A 19,513-nucleotide genomic window follows, 5' to 3' on the forward strand; every position below is an offset into this window, starting at 1 on the left:
TGTCCCCTAGGGTCCGGTCTCGGGCACGGACTCTGCGCCGGCCTGGACGTCGTACTGGTCGATGATCCCCAACGCTCGGAGGATCTTGGTCTCTGAGATGTCACGCACCTGCACGCGTACGGTGCCGCCGTCCACCTCGACGTCGAACTGTGCCGTGCCGTAGCCACGGTCCTGCAGATAGTTGCTCGCCCGTTGCTGCGCGAGCGCGGGATCGATCTCGATCCCGCCGCCGGCTCGCAGGACGTCGAGGTTGATCGAGTCGGCGCCGACCCGCGACGCCTGCTCGGCATCGTCGGCGACGCGCATCCGCGCATTGATCGCGAGTCCGCCGTCGACGACGAGACCCGCGCAGATGAACAGCACGATCGACATGCCCAGCACGAAAACCGTGGCCGAGCCGGCCTCACGCCGGGTGCGCTGCAGGAACGTCATCCGGTCCTCCGGTACGTGTCGAGTGGCGCGCTGCCGGTGGCGCTGAGGGACAGGCTGCCGGACAGTCCGATCAGACCGAGCCCGCTGTTGGTCACGTGACAGTTGAGCGTCACCGAGACGATGCCGCCGGCCACGAAGTTGCCGCCGATGCGCTCGACGCGGCAGTCAGAGAGGCTCTCGAGGGAGCCGCTGGCCACGGTGTCTGCGGCCTGTTGCGCCTCGTCGGGCGTACGCGCATAGGACGCCGCGCGCGCTGCGTCACGAGCGGCCGCCTCGATGTCGGCCCGCACGCTGACGTAGCGCCCACCGGCGACGACGAGGAGGGTGAACATCACGAGGATCGGCACGAGCACGACGATCTCGACCGCCATGGACCCGCGCTCGTCTGTGCTGCGACCGCGTCTGAATCGCGAGGCCACAGTCATCACGGGCCATCCTCGATGAATCGCTCGACCGGGCCCTGGACCTCTTCGCTCACCTGTGGGGGCGCGAAGAAGGGCAGCAGCCGGGGCGCCTCACCCGACACCGTCGCACGCATCTCGTCGTCGCCGACGCGCACCACCGAGACGCTGACCCGCTCCAGGACCCCCTGGCCGAGGTTGGCGGCATAGGACTCACCCTTCGCCCGGCCGAGTCCAGGATCGTCGGTGACCCGGGCGACCCGCGCGGCCTCACGCGCGGACGCCGATGCGGCCTGGTTGCCGAGGAACACGAGGGCGAACTGCACCGTGAAGATGATCGCGATCATCAGCAGAGGCATGTAGAGCACCAGCTCGACTGCGCTGGTGCCCTCCTCCCGACGACGCGATGTCATGAGGTCCTACTGGTTCTGGATCTGGTCGCCGATGTCGCCGGCCTCGCCGACGAGGGCCGCCCGCAGGATCGCCGCGATCGCGATGCAGATGCCCACCACGATCGCCGCGATGATGACCCACTCGACGGCGGACGCTCCCCGCTCCTGACGGACGCGTCGGCGCCCCGCGTCGAGCATCAGCAGCAGGAAGCCGACCGGGGTGGCCGAATTGATCATGCTCATCGTGTTTCCTTCATGGTTGGGGGTCTGGTGCATGTCAAAGTCCGATGATCTCTGACACGGCGGGGAAGATGAGGAAGAGCAGGAAGCCGACACACAGCAGCAGCTGCGCCACGAGCATCGACTGGGAGCGCTGGGCTGCGCGGGCCTCGGAGTCGGCAAGCTCGCGCTGACGCATCGAGGCGGCCCGCGCCGAGAGCGAGTCGCGCACCTTGGCGCCGTCCTCCGCGACCAGGGCGAGCGCGGACGCGAGGTCACGCAGCTCCTTGATCGCCATCTCCTCGCCGAGGTCGCCGAGCGCCGCCCACGGAGTGACGCCCTGCAGGCGGGCCGACTCCATCGTGTCGCGGATGCGCACCATGGCCCATCCGTCGCTGAGGCCAGAGGCCGCGACGAGTGCCTCGGGGACGCCCCGCCCGCCGGCGAGGTTCATCGACACGAGGTCGAGGAAGGCGCTGACGACGTGCCGGAAGTCGCGTCGCCGCTCCTTGGCCTGCGACGACAGCTGCGCCGTGGTGAGCACGAAGCCACCCGCCGCGCCGAAGCCCGCCAGCCAGAGCGGGATGCTCAGACTGGTGCCGAACAACAACACCGCAGGCGCCAGCATGATCGAGGGCGCGAACACACCGGCGACGCCCGCCATCACGCTCATGCCCAGATGAGTCTCGATCGAGCGGCCCATGACCGCGAGGTCCGACCGCACACCCGCCGGGACCTCCCACCCACGAGACTCGATGGCCGCACGCAACGTGGCACCCAGGCGGCGTACGCGGATTGGCTCGCTCAGGTGCCGGCGGTCGGCTGTCAGCGACGCCTGGCGTTGCGTACGCTGACGCGCCGCGTCGAGACGGGCGAGCTCGGCGGCGGCCGTGCCGGTGCCGCGGTCGTACTGGAGGACCAGGGCATAGACGCCCGCGCCGGCCAGGGCGCCACACAACAGGACGAGGATCATCCGTGGCCTCCCTTGCCCGGGCTGATTCCTGCGGTGAACAGGAAGCGTTCGGGCAGGTCGAAGACCGAGAGGCGCCGCATCCACATGAAACCGGCGGCGAAGAACAGCAGGACGATGAGCAGGACGACCTGGCCGAGCGGCGACGAATAGGGCTCGACGTAGTCGCGGTTGAACAGTACGAGGCCCAGGACGAACACGACCGTGATGCCCACGACGATCTGGACGCTGCGTCGCGTGCTCGCGCGACCCGACCCGACGCGACGCCGCATCTCGAGCTCCTCGCGCGCCGAGCCGGCGAGCGACGTGAGCACGTCGCGCAGTCCGGGACCGCGCAGGCGGGCATTGAGCATCAGGGCGGCCACGATGAGGTCGGCGCTGGGGTCGTCGAGCTCGTCGGCGAAGCGCTGCAACGCGATCGGCAGCGGCGTGCGGACGCGAAGCCGGTCGGCCAGCGTCATCAGCTGAGGAGCGATCGAAGGGGATGCGGCATAGGCGGTTGCCGGGATCGCCTGCTCGAGGCCCACGGCGCCGGCGATCGTGTCGCGCAGCGACTCGGTCCAGGCAGCGAGACCTTCGAGCTTGGCGATCGCCTGCTTCTCGCTCGCGGCACCGCCGAACAGGGCCGGCCCGAAGAACACCAGGAGGCCGCCGGCGATCGCCAGGACGGGCCAACGAGTCAGCAGCAGCAGGATGAATCCGGCCCCCACGGCAAACGGCACCCGGGCGCCGAGCTTGGCGATCCGCGGCAGGATCGTCGACTGGCTGACGTGAGGCGCCGGCTCCTGCCTGGTCAGCGAGTTGACGAGCAGCAGGGCACCGCCGCCGGCGAGCGCGCCGGCAAGCACGATCAGGAGGAGCTCGGGGGTCAGCATGCTCAGTTCTCCTGCCCGTAGAACAGGCCCGGGCGGTAGCCGGCTGCCTCGAGCTCGGCCTGGCAGCTGATCGACGCAGCCGGCTCCGCCAAGCCGTTGGCACCCTCACGGAACACCTCGCTGGAGAGCACACGGCCGTCAACGCCGTTGACCTCGCGGACGGACGTGATCGTACGACGAAGGGCGCCACCTGCGGCGTACTCGTTGCGTCGCTCGACGAAGACCACGAAGTCGATCGCACCGGCGATCAGCATCATCGTGGCGTCGGCCGGCAGGCGCTCCGCGGACTGGATCGCGTAGGTGCAGATGCGGTTGAACACCTCGAGCGAGGAGTTGGCGTGGATCGTCGACAACGACCCGTCGTTGCCCTGGCTCATCGCGTTGAGCATCGTCACGATCTCGTCGCCCAGCACCTCGCCGACGATGACCCGGCTGGGGTTCATGCGCAGCGAACGGCGTACGAGGTCGGCCATCTGGATCGCACCTTGGCCCTCGGAGTTGGGCAGTCGCTCCTCGAACGCCACGACATTGGGGTGCAGGTCGGGGAACTCGCCGAGTCCCAGCTCGAGAGCGCGCTCGACGGTGATGAGGCGTTCCTTGGGGTCGATCTCGTTGGCGAGTGCACGCAACAGCGTCGTCTTGCCGGCGTTGGTGGCCCCGGCGATCATGATGTTCTTGCGGGCGCCGACCGCGGCCGACAGGAACGAGGCGAGGTCGGGGGTCATCGTCCCGCTCTCGACCAGCATGTCGAGCGTCACGCGGGTCAGGCGGGCGCGCCGAATGGACAGCGACGGTCGCTGGGTCACACCCATGACAGCCGACAGGCGGCTGCCGTCCGGGAGCCGGAGGTCGAGCTGCGGGTTGGCGGTGTCGAACGGCCGGCTCGTGAGGCCTGAGTAGGCACCCAGGACCTGGACCAGCTCGACCAGCTCGTCGTCGGACTCGGCCACGGGCGGCAGGCGGCGCTCCTCACCGTTGGCGTAGCCGACGAACACCTGGTCGCAGCCGTTGATGTCGATGTTCTCGACATTGGGGTCGTCGAGCAGCGGCTGCAGCCGGCCGACGCCGTAGAGCGCTGCGTGGATGCCGTCGGAGAGCTCTTCCTCCTCGCTGCGGTCCGGTGGCGTACGTCCTGCGGCGATCTCCTGCCGGGCGTGGGCCTCGAGGACCCGGGCGATGACAGCGCGGGCGAACTGGCGCTCGTCCTCGCTGGTCATGATCGGGAGGCCGGCCTCGGCATCCTCGCGCCGCTGCCGGGAAAGCGTGTCGGCGACCTGCTCGCGGAGCCGCCTCAGGAGCTGTTGGTCCATGACTATCGAACTTCCATGCGGGCCAGTGCCCGGTCGGCGATGAGGGAGTGGATCGCGGTCGTCACGTCGATCAGCGAGCGGATCAACGGGGAGCGGGCGATGTTGCGGCCGGTCCCGGTCTGGAGCGCTCGAACCGTCTTGGGATCGTCAGCGACGACGCCGAGAGCGCGCACGGGCAGGCCTGCCGCGGCAAGGAGCTGTTCGGCGTCCTCGGCACTGCGAGTGTCACGCGGGTCGCCGACGAGGACGACGCCGATGGGAGTCCCATCGACTGTGCCGATGGCGAGCTGCTCGCGCATCGAGCGAAGCCGTTCACGCAGGTGGGCCAGCGCCGCGACCTCGGAGCGCGCCACGAACACGAGCGCGGAGGAACGTTCGATGACCGGGAAGATGGGCGATCCAGGGGTGAAGCGCCCGCAGTCGGCCAGGACGTCATCCCGATGGTTGCTCAGGGTCGAACCGATGTGGGGCCAGGTCGCACCGAGACCCTGGACCTGGCCAGGAGCAGTGACGCCGACGAGCACCTGCATGCCGTCCGCCGTGGTCTGGAGGTGGTCGCCCAGATCGGCCTGGTTGCCGCCGCGCAGGGCTGCCCCCAGCGAGACCAGCCCCCGATCGAGGTCGAGGGGGCCGCCGTCCTCGGCCTGATAGCGAAGGCTCACGTCACCGCCGATCGGATCGAGGTCGGCGACCGAGGCGCGCCGCGGCCACACGATCGACAGCCCAGCCACGGTCTGCGTCACCCCCGGCGACCCCTTCGCCGAGACGAATGAGATCAGCGTCATGAGTTCCCCAACGAGAGCAGGTTGGCATCGTCGATCGTGACGCCACGGCGGATGAGGGACATGCCGAGCACGTCGCTCCCGGCTGCATCCACGACTCCGTCGGCGGATCTGGCCGGCACCAGGACCGTCGCCGTCGAGCCACCGCGCCCACCCCCACCGAACGAGTTGTCGTCCTCAGGGGTGGTGACGCTCAGCACCAGGCCCACCGCGAGCGGCCGGACCGGATTGCTGCCGTCACCGATGCGTACGACGCGGATCTCGTCGCCGGACCGGAGCCCGGGCGGGACGTGGCCCGCAGTCAGCGGGACGCCGACCTGGACCTGGGTCGACCCGACCGGCTCTGCCTTCGTGAGCATCGTCGTGTCGAGCAGCTGACCACGCGTCAACGACGTGCGCGCGTAGGTCCCGATCACCACCTTGACGTCGCTCTCGGGGATCAGCTTGAGGCGGTCGCTGGCGACCTCGGTCGTGCTGAGCTGCTCGGCGGTGATCTTCGTGCCGACAGGGACGTCCTGGTTGAGGACGAGGACGGGCTCGCGCGAGTCGAGACGCAGCGCGAGGAGCCCGGCGAGGGCCGCGCCACCGACGATCAGGACGACGGCGAGTGCCGCGAGCGCGGGCCGGCGACGACGCGGCGGAGAGGGCCTCTGGCCGGCGTATGGGGTGGCGGTGTCCCGCGACCGGATGCCGCGGGCCGCACGGTCGCGCTGCCGGTCCTGCTCAGTGACATCCGCGACGCGTGTGGAGTCGTTGGCCATGCTGTTGTTACCCCCGATATGTGTAGGAATGACAGCGCACTTCGCAGACGCGGCCGTCGTCCCCCTTGGCTCCGACACAGACCCGCACAGTGTAGGCGACACGCTGGCTCCCAGACGACTCGACCATTGGTTGCCGTCCCACCCGTCGCCGACCTCGCCCGACGTGTCACTTGGTTACGCTGAGCCGCATGCGACTCTTCATCACTGTCGAGTCGGCCACTTCGGGGGAACGTCGCGACGCGATCGTGAGCTATTCACCCGAGTCCACGGTCGGCGATCTCGGCAACCACCTCGCGGAGCTGCTCGACGAGCCTGCGACACGAGGGACGAACGTGATCTCGATCGATCCCGCCCGTCGCCGATCCGGCAGCCTGCTCCAGGGCTCGAGTCACGCACCTGACGTCTACCTCGGGACGACGTGCCTCGACCCGACCGTCACGATCGATGCGAGCGACGTACGCCACGGCGCCCTTCTCGGCCTGCGGGGCCCGTCCTCCCATCAGGAGTCCGAGCCCCAGGGCCTGGTCGAGGTGCGGATCAGCTCGGGCCGAGGCGCCGGTCGCGTGCACCGGCTCGGGATCGGGTCGAGCACCGTCGGATCGGGCCAGCACTGTGCCATCCGACTCGATGACGACGCCGTGCCCGAGGAGGTCGCTCGTCTCGAGGTCGACCGCGAAGGCACGATCCGCATCTCCCCCGCCGAAGGCACCGCGGACCTGACGATCCCTGCGCCCCTGCGCCGCGAGCCGGCGACGGAGCCGATCGTGCTGCAGGCCAGCTCACTCGACACCCACAAGGTGCGTCGGCGTCGCAAGAAGGTCGTGACCGAGCTCAAGATCGGCGACCGCGTCGACCCGATGGCGCCCGTGCCGATGATCCATCTCGACCGTCGGCCGATCACCGATGACGAGGTCGTCTGGCGTGCCGGGGAGGTGCTCGGCGTCGGCCATGTCCTGCTCGAACGCGTCGAGGTGACCGAGCCCGACGCCTCGCTGTCGCGCTCGCCGTCGCTGCCGGAGCTCGACTACAACCGGCCACCGCGCCTGCATCCCGCGCCGCGCACCAAGGAGTTCAGCCTCCCGACCGAGCCACGGCGCCCCGACAAGATGCCCATCCCGTTCCTCATGGTGATGTCACCCATGATCATGAGCGGGTCGATGTTCTTCATGACGCGCTCGATGTACTCGCTCCTCTTCATGGTCATGATGCCGATGATGATGCTGCTCAACGCGTCCGGCTCGCGACGTACGCAGAAGCGGCGCTACCAGGAGCAGCTCGAGGAGTTCAGCAAGCGACGGGTGCAGGTCGAGGAGGCCGCGGTCGACTCCCTGCTGGCCGAGCGCTCGCTGCGCCGGAGCACGTACCCTGATCCGGCCTCCGTCCTGTTGTTCGCCACCGGACCACGGGCGCGGCTCTGGGAGCGCCGGCGCTGGGATCCGGACTTCCTGACGTTGCGCCTCGGCACGAGCGATCTCCCGTCGGACGTCGTCGTCCGGGACGGCACGCGCGAGGCGCACGAGGGTCCGCTGCGCTGGACCGCGCCGGACGTCCCGGTGATCGTGTCGATGGGCCGCACCGGCGTGCTCGGCGTCGCCGGGTCCGCGGACGACTGCCGGTCAACGGCCTCCTGGCTCATCGCCCAGACCGCGTCGCTGCACAGCCCGACTGACGCCTCGGTGTGGGTGTTCACCGACCCCGAGGGTGCGGCTCAGTGGGACTGGGCCAAGTGGCTGCCGCACACCCGCAACATCGACGACCACCCCCGGCCCATCAAGCTCGCCCTCGACGAGCAGAACTGGGCCGGAATGATCTCCGAGCTGAGCGGCGAGCTGGAAGCCCGCAAGCAGACCGACGAGAAGGCCCGCGACGGGCTCTCCCGCATCCTCGTCGTGCTCGACGGCGCCCGGGAGCTGCGCATGGCGACCGGCATGATCTCCCTGCTCAAGGACGGCCCGGCGGTCCACATGTACTTCGTGTGCCTCGACCGGACGCCACGCCAGCTGCCCGAGGAGTGCCGCGCGGTGGTCGAGCACCACGACGGCATGCTCAATCTCGAGACCACCGAGGAGCACCACCTCGACGCGATCCGTCCCGACGTCGTCGACCAGGCCTGGCTGGATCGCCTGGCTCGCGCCCTGGCACCGATCCGCGATGTCAGCACGGAGGACCTGAGCTCGAGCCTGCCGGCATCCAGCCGTTTGCTCGACGTGCTGCGCCTCGAGCACCCGACCGGCGAGGCCCTCACGGAGCGCTGGTCGGCCGGCGGGCGTACGACCCGCGCGGTCATCGGCGAGGGCATCGACGGGCCGTTCACGATCGACGTACGCGCTGACGGCCCGCACGGCCTGGTCGCCGGCACGACCGGCTCCGGCAAGTCCGAGCTCCTGCAGACCATCATCGCGTCACTCGCGGTCGGCAACCGTCCCGACGAGTTCAACTTCGTCCTGATCGACTACAAGGGCGGTGCGGCGTTCAAGGACTGCCAGCACCTGCCGCACACGGTCGGCATGGTCACCGACCTCGACGGGCACCTGACGACCCGGGCCCTGGACTCCCTCGGCGCCGAGCTGCGCCGCCGCGAGCATCAGCTGGCCGACGCCGACGCCAAGGACATCGAGGACTACCTTGCCGGCCGCAAGCCCGGTGACGAGCCGATGCCGCGGCTCCTGATCGTGATCGACGAGTTCGCCGCCCTGGTCGCCGAGCTGCCCGACTTCGTCACGGGGCTCGTCGACGTCGCCCGACGAGGTCGCTCACTCGGCGTGCACCTGATCCTCGCCACGCAACGCCCCGCCGGCGTCGTCAATGCCGAGATCAAGTCCAACACCAACCTGCGGATCGCACTACGGGTCACCGACAGCAACGACTCCGACGACGTCATCGAGTCGCCCGCCGCGGCCAGGATCCCCAAGAGCTTCCCCGGCCGCGCGTACGCGCGCCTAGGTCACTCGTCGCTCACGCCGTTCCAGAGCGCACGCGTCGGTGGGCGTCCGCGTGGCGCCGAAGGCGAGGAGCTCGTCTCCCAGGCCTTCGGCTGGAGGGATCTCCCCCACGCCGGCCAGCGGGTCGTGGTCGAGGAGGCCGAGGACGACGTCAGCACCCCGACCGACCTGGCCAGCCTCGTCACTGCCGTCCAGTCGGCGAACGACCTCATCGGTCTGCCGCCCATGCGCAAGCCGTGGCTTCCCCCGCTGCCCGAGATGCTCGCGCTCGACAGCCTCGATCTGGCCGAGCCCAGGGACGGCATCGTGCCACCCATACCGCTCGGGCGCTCCGACATCCCGCACCGTCAGCTGCAGGTCGACGAGCAGTGGGACCTCGAGGGCGCAGGGCACCTGATGATCGCCGGGCAGTCGCGCTCCGGCCGCTCCTCGGCGCTTCGGCTGCTCGCGGGGGCGATCGCACGCCAGTGCTCCCCGGCTGACGTGCACCTGTACGGCCTCGACGCCGGCAACAACGCGCTGCTCCCCCTCGTCTCGCTGCCCCATGTCGGCGCGGTCGTGACGCGTACGCAGGTCGACCGCGTCTATCGGTTGCTGGACTTCCTGCAGAAGGAGCTGGCCCGCCGCCAGCAGTCCCTCGCCGAACAGGGCTACGCCGACATCGGTGAGCAGCGCCGGTCAGTGGAGCCCGCTGCGCGCCTGCCCTACCTCGTCGTGCTCCTCGACCGGCTCGAGGGCTACACCGCCGCGTTCGAGTCGGTTGACGGCGGCGTGCTGGTCGACCGCATCACGGGGCTGCTCCAGGAGGGCGCGGGTGTCGGCATCCGGTTCGTCATCGCCGCCGACCGGTCAGGCGTACTCGGCCGGATCTCGACCCTCGTCGAGGACCGCATCATGCTCTCGATGAGCGATCCGAGCGACTTCTCCGCGATCGGGCTGAGCAACAAGGACGTGCCGTCCGTCATGCTGCCGGGTCGGGCGTTCCGCGGCGGCGAGCGGCCGCGTGAGATGCAGTGGGCGTTGCTCGACGAGACCGGGATCGGCACCGACCAGGTGCGCGCGCTCCACGAGATCGGTCGAGCCTCGCACGAACGCTTCACCGACCTGCCACGCTCGAGACGCCCGCAGCGCATCGACGAGCTCCCCGCGTCCCTCGGACTCACGGAGGCCATGGAGCTCGAGCCGGAGTCGCCGAGCCGGAGCTTCGTGCCCGTCGGCGTCGGCGGCGACACGCTCTCCCTGCTCGGCTTCGACCCGCTGCGTGACGGACCGGGATTCCTGGTCGCCGGGCCGCCGCGGTCGGGCAAGAGCAACACGCTGCAGGGCATCGTGCGCCAGCAGGTCGACCAGCGCCGCACCGTCATCGTGTTCACGCCGCGCATCTCCCCGCTTCGTGAGCAGAAGGCCGGCCGCAACCTGCGGGTCTTCACCGGTGAGGAGCCGATCAACGACCTCAAGGATGCGCTCGCGGCGCTCCGCGGCGAGCACACGATCGTGGTGGACGACTTCGACGTCATCGGCGCTGACACACCGCTGGGCCAGCTCCTGGCCGAGCACTACGGGACGCTGCGCGACACGACCAGCATCATGGTCGTCGCCGCGAACATCGACGAGATCCTCTCGCTCTACCGAGGTCTGCCGGTCGAGCTCAAGCGCGGTCGTACGGGCCTCGTGCTCGCGCCGCGTGCCAGCAACGACGGCGACGTGCTCAACGCCCGCCTTCCGCGCTCGGTCGGAGCGTCGCTGCCTGTCGGCCGCGGCGTGCTGACGCATGCCGGCGGCTGGCGGTGGGTCCAGGTGCCGAAGGCCTGATCGGAGCCGCGCTCGCTGCTACAGCAGGGCGCACCATCACAGAGTGCGTCCCGGGCGGCCTACAAAACGTGAGGGGGAGCGGCCGAAGCCACTCCCCTCACGCCGTTTGCGATGTTCAGCGCGGCGACGTCAGCGGTGCCAGCACCGGGTGCAGGTCCGCTTCCTTCGCGCCTTCGGCGAACTTGTTGTGCTGGTAGGCGACATCGGTGCCGGCCGACGAGAACGCCTGGCACAGCTTGGTGAGCGACGTCTTGAACGTGCCCCACGCCTCGTTGAACTCCGAAGCGCCCTTGGAGGTCCACTCCTCGTTCGCGACGTTCAGCGACCCGTCGACGTCGCTGATCATGAGATCCGTGTCCTGCATCGACTTCTCGAGCGTCTTGTACAGCGCCTCGAGGTCTTCGATTCTTGCTCTAGCCATGCGGCTGCTCTCCTCTGATAGGTCCGTCCCCCGACACCCCGCCGAAGGACCCACGTCGGTGTTTCCTTGGATAGTAGACCAGGTGGACCAAGGCGCCGCGAGGGGTTGCGACACCCATACGCATATACTTCCTGTTCGAACATTTTGGTGATGACTCACGGGGGGTCACATGGCCGGCGAAGAAGAAGACACCGCAGAGCCGAAAGAGACGAACCTCTATCTGGCGACGCTCGAGCGCTGCCGCGACACGCTGATTCCGGGGTGCCGGGACGACGTGCACGAAGGCTCCGGCTCGCCGGCCGACGCGATCGCCAACCCCCTGGGTGACGGCGGGTGGGTCTGCACCGAGGCCACCAACTGGGTGACCGAGCTGACCGAGCACTGCACCGGCATCCTCGACGCCTTCGACGACGCGATCGATGTCGTGCGCAGGGAGGCCGGCTCCCAGCCCGAGAAGGTGCCGGCCAACGACTGGCGGGGCAACAACTGGCCCCGCACCTGGTCCATGGAACAACGGATGCGCTGAGCTGATTCAGGTGGCGCCTTGCCACTCGGGGTCAGCGGACGCCTGTCACGGTTGTCTGGATCTCGCCGATCGTCAGGTCGTAGGGCGCGCTGGTGTTGCTCACACCGGGTGCCGGCAGCGTCCCCGTCCGGCCGCCTGGCAACGTGTAGGCGACGTTGAACGTGCGGGTCAGCGTGACGCTCACTTCGCCTGACCGCCGATAGGCGTGCTCGACGGCACCCGGGCCGCCGACCGAGACACCCCGGACGCCGGCGCCAGCACCGGTGGCACCGTCGCCGTACTTCCACGCGTAGCCGGACGGCTCGAACCTGAGTCCGATCGTCTGCCCGAGGACCTGGACCGTTGCTTCCCGGCCGGCCGTGTCGGCATAGAAGTTGGTCGGCAGGTTGACGTACGACTTCCCGCCCGGCTCGACGTGCACGACGGTCGCCGGTGCGGCCTTGCGAGCCTCGGCGGCGATGTCGGCCGCCGTGATGACGACCGGACCACCTTCCGGCGGGTCGTCGGCGCCGCGGCACACGGTGCCGACGTACTCCCAGTCGGCGCCCTCGCTCACGTCACCGTTGGCGTCGTGCTGCAGCGTGTAGACCTGATACCTGATGTCGCCGTCCTCGGGACAGGTGTAGACCGCCGAACCGCACAGCACGTCCCCGCCCTCGACGCTGTTGGCTGAGCAGTTGGGAACGTAGCGGTACTCCTTGTAGGGCTTCGGGATCGTCACGATCGGCGAAGAATCGTCGCCGCCGGACTGGTCGGCACCGGTGTCGCTGTCCTTGATGATCACGGCGTCGTCGTCACCGGAGATGTCAGGGCCATCAGTGGCCGCGGCGGATCCCGCCATGCCGATCACGACGGCAGCCACCGCAACGAGCTGTAGCGCCAACCGCGAGGCGCCCCGGTGGGAGACCGTCATGACGCCTGCTCCGACGAGTAGTTGGACAGGATCCACCGGTCATCGGTCCACGTCATCAAGATCCTGACGTCGAGCCGGGTCTTGTCCTTGAAGGTCTCGACCGTCTTGCCCGTCGCGGTGTCAACCTTGCGCCCGGGAGCCAGCTCGAGCACCTGCTCCACGAGATACTGGTCGCCGCTGGTGTCGATGACCTTGGCGTCACTGATGACAGGCGCGGCTGCGAACTGCTGCTTGACCGTGCCGGCCTTCTTCATGTCCTTGGCGAGCTTGATGCATCCCTTGCAGTCAGCGCTGGCCAGGCCCAGGACGTCGTCCACCTTCGCGCCCGACGTCACAGCCACGATGCGCTCCACCGCGAACTTGGAGAAGGCGATGGCTCCCGCATCGGACCGGACATCGTCAGGGCGCGGTCCGCTGGTCACGGCGGCCGGAGTCGGTGTGGTCGACGACGGGGGCTTCGCGGTCGGCGGCCCCTCGGAGCCGCCACCACCACCGCATCCCGCGAGGATCACCAGCGCGATCGCTGCACATGCTGCGCGCAGATTCGGTCCGTTCATCACCACTGGCTGCTCCTGTCAGATCGGCCGGTCTCAGCCTGTCTCGAACAGCATCATCCTAATGGACCATGTCGCGTGGTTCTTACGGGCCAGACTGATCGGGCTGAACGACGAGACTGGCCAGTTCGTCGGCCACGAGATCGAGCTGTTCGGTCGTCGTCGACCGACCGAACGTGAAGCGCACCGCGGTCTGGGCGACCTCGGCCGGGTAGCCCATCGCGGTGAGCACGTGGGACGGCTCGTCGCTGCCGGCCGCGCACGCCGAGCCGCTCGAGCTGACGATGCCGCGTCGTTCGAGGTCGAGCAGGATCGATTCGCCGCTGCGTCCCGGGAAGACGAACGACGCACTGCCGGGCAGCCGGTGGTTGCGGTGCCCGGTGAGCTCGGCCTCCGGCACCTCGGCCAGGACCCGACCGATGAAGGCGTCGCGCCGAGCGATCGTCTCGTCGTTCGAGCCGCCCGCGAGACGCAGTGCCGTGGCCATGCCGACGGCGGCCGCGACGTTCTCGGTGCCTGACCGTCGGCCGGACTCCTGCCCGCCACCGTGGATCAACGGCTCGAACCTGGTGCCACGGCGGACGTACAGGATGCCGATGCCCTTGGGGGCGCCGAGCTTGTGCCCGGAGATGCTCATCGCCTGCACGCCGAGTCGCTCGACGGCGAGGTCGAGCCAGCCGGCCGCCTGCACGGCGTCGGTGTGGAACGGGACGCTCTTGCTGGCGGCGAGCCTCGCGAGTGTCTCGATCTGCTGGATCGTGCCGACCTCGTTGTTGGCGTACTGGACGCTGACCAGCGTGGTGTCGTCGCGGAGAGCAGCGGTGAGCGCTGAAGGCTGCACCATGCCGTCGTGGTCGACGTCGAGGATCGTGACCTCATAGCCGAGTCGGCCGAGGAACTCGGCCGACTCGAGCACTGCGGGGTGCTCGATCGATGACACGATGACGTGCTTGCCACGCGGATCCGCCAGGGCGATGCCCTTGATCGCGGCGTTGTCGGACTCGGTGCCGCCGGACGTGAAGGTGACCTCCGAGGCGCGCGCGCCGAGCACCTGTGCCACATCGGCGCGGGCCTGCTCGAGCGCCCGGCTCGCGGACTCCCCGACCTCGTGGTGGCTCGACGGGTTGCCGAAGTCCGGCCCGAAATACGGCCACATCGCCTCGAGCACCTCACGCCGAAGAGGAGTGGTGGCAGCCTCGTCCAGATAGATCATGGAGCACCCATCGGTGGTTGAGGGGCCGCTGGGGGTCCCCCCGCGAGCTCTGCGAGCAGGGGGCGGAACGAGTGGCGGCTCGAAACCACCCACATCGACCGATGGTTTCGAGGCTCCGCTGCGCTCCGCACCTCAACCACCCAGGTCAACCCGACACCGTGATGTCGAGTCCGAGGTCGAGCGCGCGCACGCTGTGGGTCAGCGCGCCCACCGAGATCACGTCGACGCCGGTCTTGGCGACCTCCGCGATTGTGTCGAGCGTGATGCCGCCACTGGCCTCGACGATCGCCCGGCCGGCGATCTTCTCGACTCCGGTCCGCAGGTCCGCGAGGCTGAAGTTGTCGAGCATGATCGTGCCGGCCGCGCCAGAGTCGAGCACTGCGTCGAGCTGATCGAGTCGGTCGACCTCGACCTCGATGTGGGTCGTGTGCGGAAGATCGGCCTTGGCCTGACGCAACGCCGCCGCGATGTCGGGGATCACGGCCAGGTGGTTGTCCTTGGCCATCACGGCGTCCGACAACGAGTAGCGGTGGTTGTGCCCGCCGCCGCAGCGTACGGCGTGGCGTTCGAGCGCGCGCAGGCCCGGCGTGGTCTTGCGCGTGTCGACCACGCGAGCCTGGGTGCCGGCGACAGCGTTGACGTACGTCGCCGTGAGCGTCGCGATGCCCGTCATGCGCTGCACGAGGTTGAGCGCGACCCGCTCGGCCTGCAGCACGGCGCGCGCGGGTCCTTCGACGTGGGCGAGTACAGCACCCGTCTCGAACCGGTCGCCGTCGAATGCTTCGAGCGTGACCTTGACCGCCGGATCCAGGGTCGTCATCGCGACCTCGAAAACCTCGGCTCCGGCGAACACGCCGGGCTCTCGTGCGACCAGGTCGGCGCGCGCGACAGCAGTCGCGGGGACCAGTGTCTGCGACGTGAGGTCGCCGAACGGAGCATCCTCGTCGAGGGCCAGGTCGACGACGCGCTGGATCTGCCGGCGCTCAAGCATGCTGCGGCGCGATCGACGAGTGCGTGGCCTGAGCAGGATCGCTCTCGGGGAAGTCGGTGCGGTAGTGGCCGCCGCGCGACTCCCGGCGAGCCAAGGCACTGGCGACCACGGCACGGGCCACGACGAGCAAGTTGGCGTCCTCGGCGGACTTGGCGTCGGTGGCAGTCGGCGCCCGCCACTGCCCAAGCGTCGCGAGGGCTCGCTCGAGGTCCTCCCCGTTGCGCGACAGTCCGGCGGCGTCCCACATGAGCTGCTGCAGGTCGCTGCGGTTGACGTCGTCACCGTCGGGATCGTCTGCGAGGTCCACCGCGATCGGCGCGGGCCAGTCGGCATCGAACTCAGTGAGCGGAGCCGGGTCGCTCAGACCCTCGATGACCCGCGTGCCGTAGACCGCGCCCTCGAGCAGCGAGTTGGAGGCGAGCCGGTTGGCGCCGTGCAGCCCGTTGCAGGCTGCTTCGCCGACGGCGTAGAGACCGGGGATCGACGTGCGTCCCCACTCGTCGGTCCGGATGCCGCCCATGTAGTAGTGCGCCGCAGGGGTCACCGGGATCGGCACCTCGCCCCAGTCGAACCCCTGCGCGCGGCAGGCGGCGTCGATGTTGGGGAAGCGCTTGGCGAGGAACGCCGCACCGAGCCCGGTGGCGTCCAGGCGTACGGGGATGCCCGGGTGTTTGGCCATCTGGGCGGCGATGCCCCGGGCAACGACGTCCCGCGGCGCCAGCTCGGCGTCGGGGTGCACGTGGAGCATGAAGCGCTTGCCAGCGGAGTCGATCAGCGTCGCACCTTCACCGCGTACGGCCTCGGAGACCAGGAAGTTGCCTGGGGCGTCGAGCGACGTCGGATGGAACTGGTAGAACTCGAGGTCCGCGGCAACAGCGCCGGCGCGCAGCGCCATGCCGAGCCCATCGGCCGTGGCGACCTCGGGATTGGTCGTGTAGGGGTAGAGCTGGCCGGCTCCCCCGGTTGCGAGGATCACCGAGTCGGCTCGGACCTCCTCGCCGTCAAGCAGGCGTACGCCGACGGCCGTCCCGTCCTGGATGATCACGTCGACCACGGTCGTACGCTCGCGGATCGTCACCGTGCTCTCGCGGAGCCGGTCGATCAGGGCGTAAGCGATGCCCGCGCCGGTGGCGTCTCCCCCGGCGTGCAGGATGCGCGCGTAGGTGTGTGCGGCCTCGAGTCCGTGTGACAGCTCGCCGTCGTGGCGGTCGAACGGCACCCCACGGGCGATGAGCTCATCGATCGCCTCGGGACCCTCGGCGCACAGGATGCGCACGGTGTCCTCGTCGCTCAGGCCCGCACCGGCCACCAAGGTGTCACCGACGTGCGACTCGATCGTGTCGCCGAGGTGCGGCGCTCCGGGATCGCTCATCGCGTCGATCACCACGGCGACGCCGCCCTGCGCGTAGCGCGTGTTGCTCTGGGCCAGGTCGGCCTTGCTGAAGAGCGTGACGTCGTACGCCTCGGCGGCCTCGAGGGCCGCGGTCATGCCGGCCACCCCGCTGCCGACGACGATGATGCTGTTGCGCATGGCGTTGTCCTTACTTGGGGAGCGCTGCGAGCATGCGCTCGAGCGCGACCTTGGCTTCGGTGGCGATGTCGTCGGGGACGATGATCTCGTTGCGGAGCTCGCCGGCGACGAGACCGTCGAGCGTCCAGGCGAGGTAGCCGGGATGGATGCGATACATCGTCGAGCACGGGCACACGACGGGATCGAGGCAGAAGATCGTGCGGTCCGGGAACTCCGCGGCGAGCCGGTTGACCATGTTGACCTCGGTGCCGATCGCGATGACGTCGCCCGGCTCGGACGCGATGACGTACTTGCGGATCGCGTCGGTCGATCCCGCGGCGTCGGCTGCGTCGACGACCGGCATCGGGCTCTCGGGGTGCACGATGACCTTGACGCCGGGGTGCTCGGCACGCGCCTTGTCGATCTGGGCGACCGAGAAGCGCTTGTGCACCGAGCAGAACCCGTGCCACAGGATGACCTTGGCATCGTTGAGCTCCTCGACGGTGTTGCCGCCGAGCTCCTTGCGGGGGTTCCACATCGGCATCTGCTCCAACGCGATGCCCATCGCCTTGGCGGTGTTGCGGCCGAGGTGCTGGTCGGGGAAGAACAGCACGCGCTGGCCACGCTCGAAGGCCCACTCGAGGACCGTCGCGGCATTGGACGACGTGCAGACGATGCCGCCGTGGCGTCCGCAGAACGCCTTGAGGGCCGCCGAGGAGTTCATGTAGGTCACCGGGATGACCGGCTGCTTGCCGTCGGCGTCGGACTCCTCGCCGTACACAGACATGAGCTCCTCCCAGCACGCCTCGACCGAGTCCTCGTCGGCCATGTCGGCCATCGAGCAGCCGGCCGCGAGGTTGGGCAGGATGACGTGCTGCTCGGGCCGCGCCAGGATGTCGGCGGTCTCCGCCATGAAGTGCACGCCGCAGAACACGATCGTGTCGGCGTCGGGCTTGGTCAGCGCCGCATTGGCGAGCTGGAACGAGTCACCGACGAAGTCGGCGTACTGGATGACCTCGTCACGCTGGTAGAAGTGCCCGAGGATCACCAGGCGGCTGCCGAGCGCGTCCTTGGCGGCGCGGATGCGGGCGTGCAGCTCGTCGTCGGTCATCCGCTGGTACTCAGCGGGGAGCTGCCCGGGGCGCACGACCGGCTCGGGGATGACGTCGTTCTCCGACGCACCCGGTCCGTAGCCCGGGAACGTGTCGAACTCCCATGGCCCCTTGGCGAGCTCGACGTCGCAGCTGGTGTCTGGTGCCGCGACGATCAGGTCATTGATGGAGGTGGTCATCTGCGCTCCTCAGGGGCGGTTGACGGGGGTCCTGCCTCGAAGCGGAACAGGGCCGGAGGCCGGTGGCTCGTGCCCTGCAGGCAGGTGCCGGTGGGGACGAGGGTCTTGCTGGCCAGCGCCTGGCGGCGGAAGTTGGCCGGATCGAGATGAGTACGCAGGACGGCTTCGTGCACGGCGCGCAGCTCGGCGAGGGTGAACTCGCGGGGCAGGAATCCGTGCGCGATCGGCGTGTAGGTGATCTTGGCACGCAGGCGGGCGAGGGCGTAGTCGACGATCTCGGTGTGGTCGAACGCCAGCGGCGGCAGCTCGTCGGCGACGAACCACTCGACGTTCTCGCCATCGACGGCACGGGCGACCTCGTCGGGTTGCACGAGCGCCCAGTAGACGATCGAGACGACGCGGTCGTCTGGCGAGCGGTCGAGGCTGCCGAACGCGTAGAGCTGCTCGAGATAGTTGGGGGTCAGCCCGGTCGTACGTTCGAGGGTGTGGCGGGCGCTGCCGGCAAGATCCTCGTCGGCCTCCAACGGTCCACCGGGCAGCGCCCACTGGCCTTCGTAGGGCTCGCGGATGCGGCGCACGAGCGGCAGCCACAACGTCATGAGCCCGGTCTCGGGGTGCGGGCGGAGCGCGAAGATCACGGTCGAGACGGCCAGGGAGACCCGCTGGTCGATCGCCGACTGCATCGTCACGCGCATGCCTCCCTGCTCTCAGTCCTACTTAAGGTTGCTTTGACTCTAAGGTCACCCTAGCGGTCCCCTTAAAGTCATGTCAACCCTAAGTCGGTGTGACATGCTGTCGCAGGCGAGGGCCCATGATCTAGGCTGGGCCTTTCAGCCAATGATCAGGGGGACCAATGGCCGAGGAAGAAGCTCCGACTGAGGAGCACAACAAGTACCGCGATCACCTGGTTGACGCGAAGAGCACCGTCACCAATGTCGTCAACACGTGGGGCGAGGACGGCAACCCCGGGCAGAGCATCATCAACCACGTCACCTCGGGCTGGCAGTGCGATGAAGCCGACCTCTGGATGGACGAGGTCCGCGCCAAGGCCCTGACGATCCAGGGCTTCTTCGAGACCGCGGAGGCCGATCTCGCCGCGCTGGTCAAGGCCGAGCCCACCGACGTGCACAAGGGCAACTGGCGCGGAGACGCCTACACCCGCTGAGGCCGGCTCTCTCACCACATCACACTTCGCAGA

Annotated in this window: 20 protein-coding genes; 3 read left to right on the forward strand and 17 right to left on the reverse strand. The window is 69.1% G+C overall.

Features of this window, described 5'->3' with window-relative positions; genetic code table 11:
• Positions 1–6: 6 nt before the first annotated feature.
• Genes AC1DVU_RS11755 through AC1DVU_RS11795 form a run of 9 tightly spaced genes read right to left on the reverse strand, consistent with a single transcriptional unit; the run spans position 7 to position 6,142 of the window.
• Positions 7–432, reverse strand: a complete 426-nt coding sequence (locus AC1DVU_RS11755) for a Tad domain-containing protein (protein ID WP_476922620.1) — start codon at positions 430–432, stop codon at positions 7–9.
• Entirely contained in the window at positions 429–803 is a 375-nt protein-coding gene (locus tag AC1DVU_RS11760; protein WP_476922621.1) for a TadE/TadG family type IV pilus assembly protein, read from the reverse strand. The genes AC1DVU_RS11755 and AC1DVU_RS11760 overlap by 4 nt, the downstream gene beginning before the upstream one ends.
• A 53-nt stretch (positions 804–856) precedes the next feature.
• Positions 857–1,246, reverse strand: coding sequence for a TadE/TadG family type IV pilus assembly protein (locus AC1DVU_RS11765; RefSeq protein ID WP_476922622.1), 390 nt, complete (start codon positions 1,244–1,246; stop codon positions 857–859).
• A gap of 6 nt (positions 1,247–1,252) precedes the next feature.
• Entirely contained in the window at positions 1,253–1,468 is a 216-nt protein-coding gene (locus AC1DVU_RS11770) for a hypothetical protein (protein ID WP_476922623.1), read from the reverse strand.
• A 34-nt stretch (positions 1,469–1,502) separates the two neighbouring features.
• Positions 1,503–2,417, reverse strand: a complete 915-nt coding sequence (locus AC1DVU_RS11775; RefSeq protein WP_476922624.1) for a type II secretion system F family protein — start codon at positions 2,415–2,417, stop codon at positions 1,503–1,505.
• Positions 2,414–3,289 (reverse strand): type II secretion system F family protein, encoded by an 876-nt coding sequence (locus tag AC1DVU_RS11780; protein WP_476922625.1) that lies wholly within the window; start codon positions 3,287–3,289, stop codon positions 2,414–2,416. Before AC1DVU_RS11780 ends, AC1DVU_RS11775 begins: the two co-directional genes overlap by 4 nt.
• Before the next feature lie 2 nt (positions 3,290–3,291).
• The gene (locus AC1DVU_RS11785; protein WP_476922626.1) at positions 3,292–4,599 is read right to left on the reverse strand and encodes a CpaF family protein; all 1,308 of its coding nucleotides are present in this window, start codon (positions 4,597–4,599) and stop codon (positions 3,292–3,294) included.
• Between the two features lie 2 nt (positions 4,600–4,601).
• Positions 4,602–5,384, reverse strand: a complete 783-nt coding sequence (locus AC1DVU_RS11790; RefSeq protein ID WP_476922627.1) for a CpaE/TadZ family protein — start codon at positions 5,382–5,384, stop codon at positions 4,602–4,604.
• Positions 5,381–6,142, reverse strand: coding sequence for an SAF domain-containing protein (locus AC1DVU_RS11795; protein WP_476922628.1), 762 nt, complete (start codon positions 6,140–6,142; stop codon positions 5,381–5,383). Before AC1DVU_RS11795 ends, AC1DVU_RS11790 begins: the two co-directional genes overlap by 4 nt.
• Positions 6,143–6,330: 188 nt before the next feature.
• On the opposite strand from AC1DVU_RS11795, the gene AC1DVU_RS11800 reads away from it, so the two are divergent.
• Positions 6,331–10,896: an FtsK/SpoIIIE domain-containing protein gene (locus AC1DVU_RS11800; protein WP_476922629.1), complete on the forward strand. Its 4,566-nt coding sequence runs from the start codon at positions 6,331–6,333 to the stop codon at positions 10,894–10,896.
• 115 nt (positions 10,897–11,011) lie between these two features.
• On the opposite strand, the gene AC1DVU_RS11805 is transcribed toward AC1DVU_RS11800, so the two are convergent.
• Positions 11,012–11,317, reverse strand: coding sequence for a hypothetical protein (locus tag AC1DVU_RS11805; RefSeq protein ID WP_476922630.1), 306 nt, complete (start codon positions 11,315–11,317; stop codon positions 11,012–11,014).
• 169 nt (positions 11,318–11,486) lie between these two features.
• On the opposite strand from AC1DVU_RS11805, the gene AC1DVU_RS11810 reads away from it, so the two are divergent.
• Entirely contained in the window at positions 11,487–11,843 is a 357-nt protein-coding gene (locus AC1DVU_RS11810; protein WP_476922631.1) for a hypothetical protein, read from the forward strand.
• A 31-nt stretch (positions 11,844–11,874) separates the two neighbouring features.
• Here the strand turns inward: AC1DVU_RS11810 and AC1DVU_RS11815 are convergent, their stop codons facing one another.
• From AC1DVU_RS11815 to AC1DVU_RS11845, 7 genes are all read right to left on the reverse strand, one after another.
• Positions 11,875–12,756 carry a hypothetical protein gene (locus AC1DVU_RS11815; RefSeq protein ID WP_476922632.1) on the reverse strand — a complete coding sequence of 294 codons (882 nt, stop codon included), beginning with the start codon at positions 12,754–12,756 and terminating at the stop codon, positions 11,875–11,877.
• The gene (locus AC1DVU_RS11820; RefSeq protein ID WP_476922633.1) at positions 12,753–13,313 is read right to left on the reverse strand and encodes a hypothetical protein; all 561 of its coding nucleotides are present in this window, start codon (positions 13,311–13,313) and stop codon (positions 12,753–12,755) included. The genes AC1DVU_RS11815 and AC1DVU_RS11820 overlap by 4 nt, the downstream gene beginning before the upstream one ends.
• 82 nt (positions 13,314–13,395) lie before the next feature.
• Entirely contained in the window at positions 13,396–14,523 is a 1,128-nt protein-coding gene (locus AC1DVU_RS11825; RefSeq protein ID WP_476922634.1) for a cysteine desulfurase family protein, read from the reverse strand.
• Positions 14,524–14,668: 145 nt separating this feature from the next.
• Positions 14,669–15,514, reverse strand: coding sequence for a carboxylating nicotinate-nucleotide diphosphorylase (gene nadC, locus AC1DVU_RS11830; RefSeq protein ID WP_476922635.1), 846 nt, complete (start codon positions 15,512–15,514; stop codon positions 14,669–14,671).
• Positions 15,507–17,045, reverse strand: a complete 1,539-nt coding sequence (gene nadB, locus AC1DVU_RS11835; RefSeq protein WP_476922636.1) for an L-aspartate oxidase — start codon at positions 17,043–17,045, stop codon at positions 15,507–15,509. Before nadB ends, nadC begins: the two co-directional genes overlap by 8 nt.
• A gap of 10 nt (positions 17,046–17,055) precedes the next feature.
• Positions 17,056–18,315, reverse strand: coding sequence for a quinolinate synthase NadA (gene nadA / locus AC1DVU_RS11840; RefSeq protein WP_476922637.1), 1,260 nt, complete (start codon positions 18,313–18,315; stop codon positions 17,056–17,058).
• The gene (locus tag AC1DVU_RS11845) at positions 18,312–19,010 is read right to left on the reverse strand and encodes an NUDIX hydrolase (RefSeq protein WP_476922638.1); all 699 of its coding nucleotides are present in this window, start codon (positions 19,008–19,010) and stop codon (positions 18,312–18,314) included. The genes nadA and AC1DVU_RS11845 overlap by 4 nt, the downstream gene beginning before the upstream one ends.
• A 158-nt stretch (positions 19,011–19,168) precedes the next feature.
• Between AC1DVU_RS11845 and AC1DVU_RS11850 the strand changes: the two genes are divergently transcribed.
• Positions 19,169–19,480, forward strand: a complete 312-nt coding sequence (locus tag AC1DVU_RS11850; protein WP_476922639.1) for a hypothetical protein — start codon at positions 19,169–19,171, stop codon at positions 19,478–19,480.
• The last annotated feature ends 33 nt before the right edge of the window (positions 19,481–19,513 follow it).

The sequence above is a fragment of the Aeromicrobium sp. P2_G6 genome, assembly GCF_056403535.1.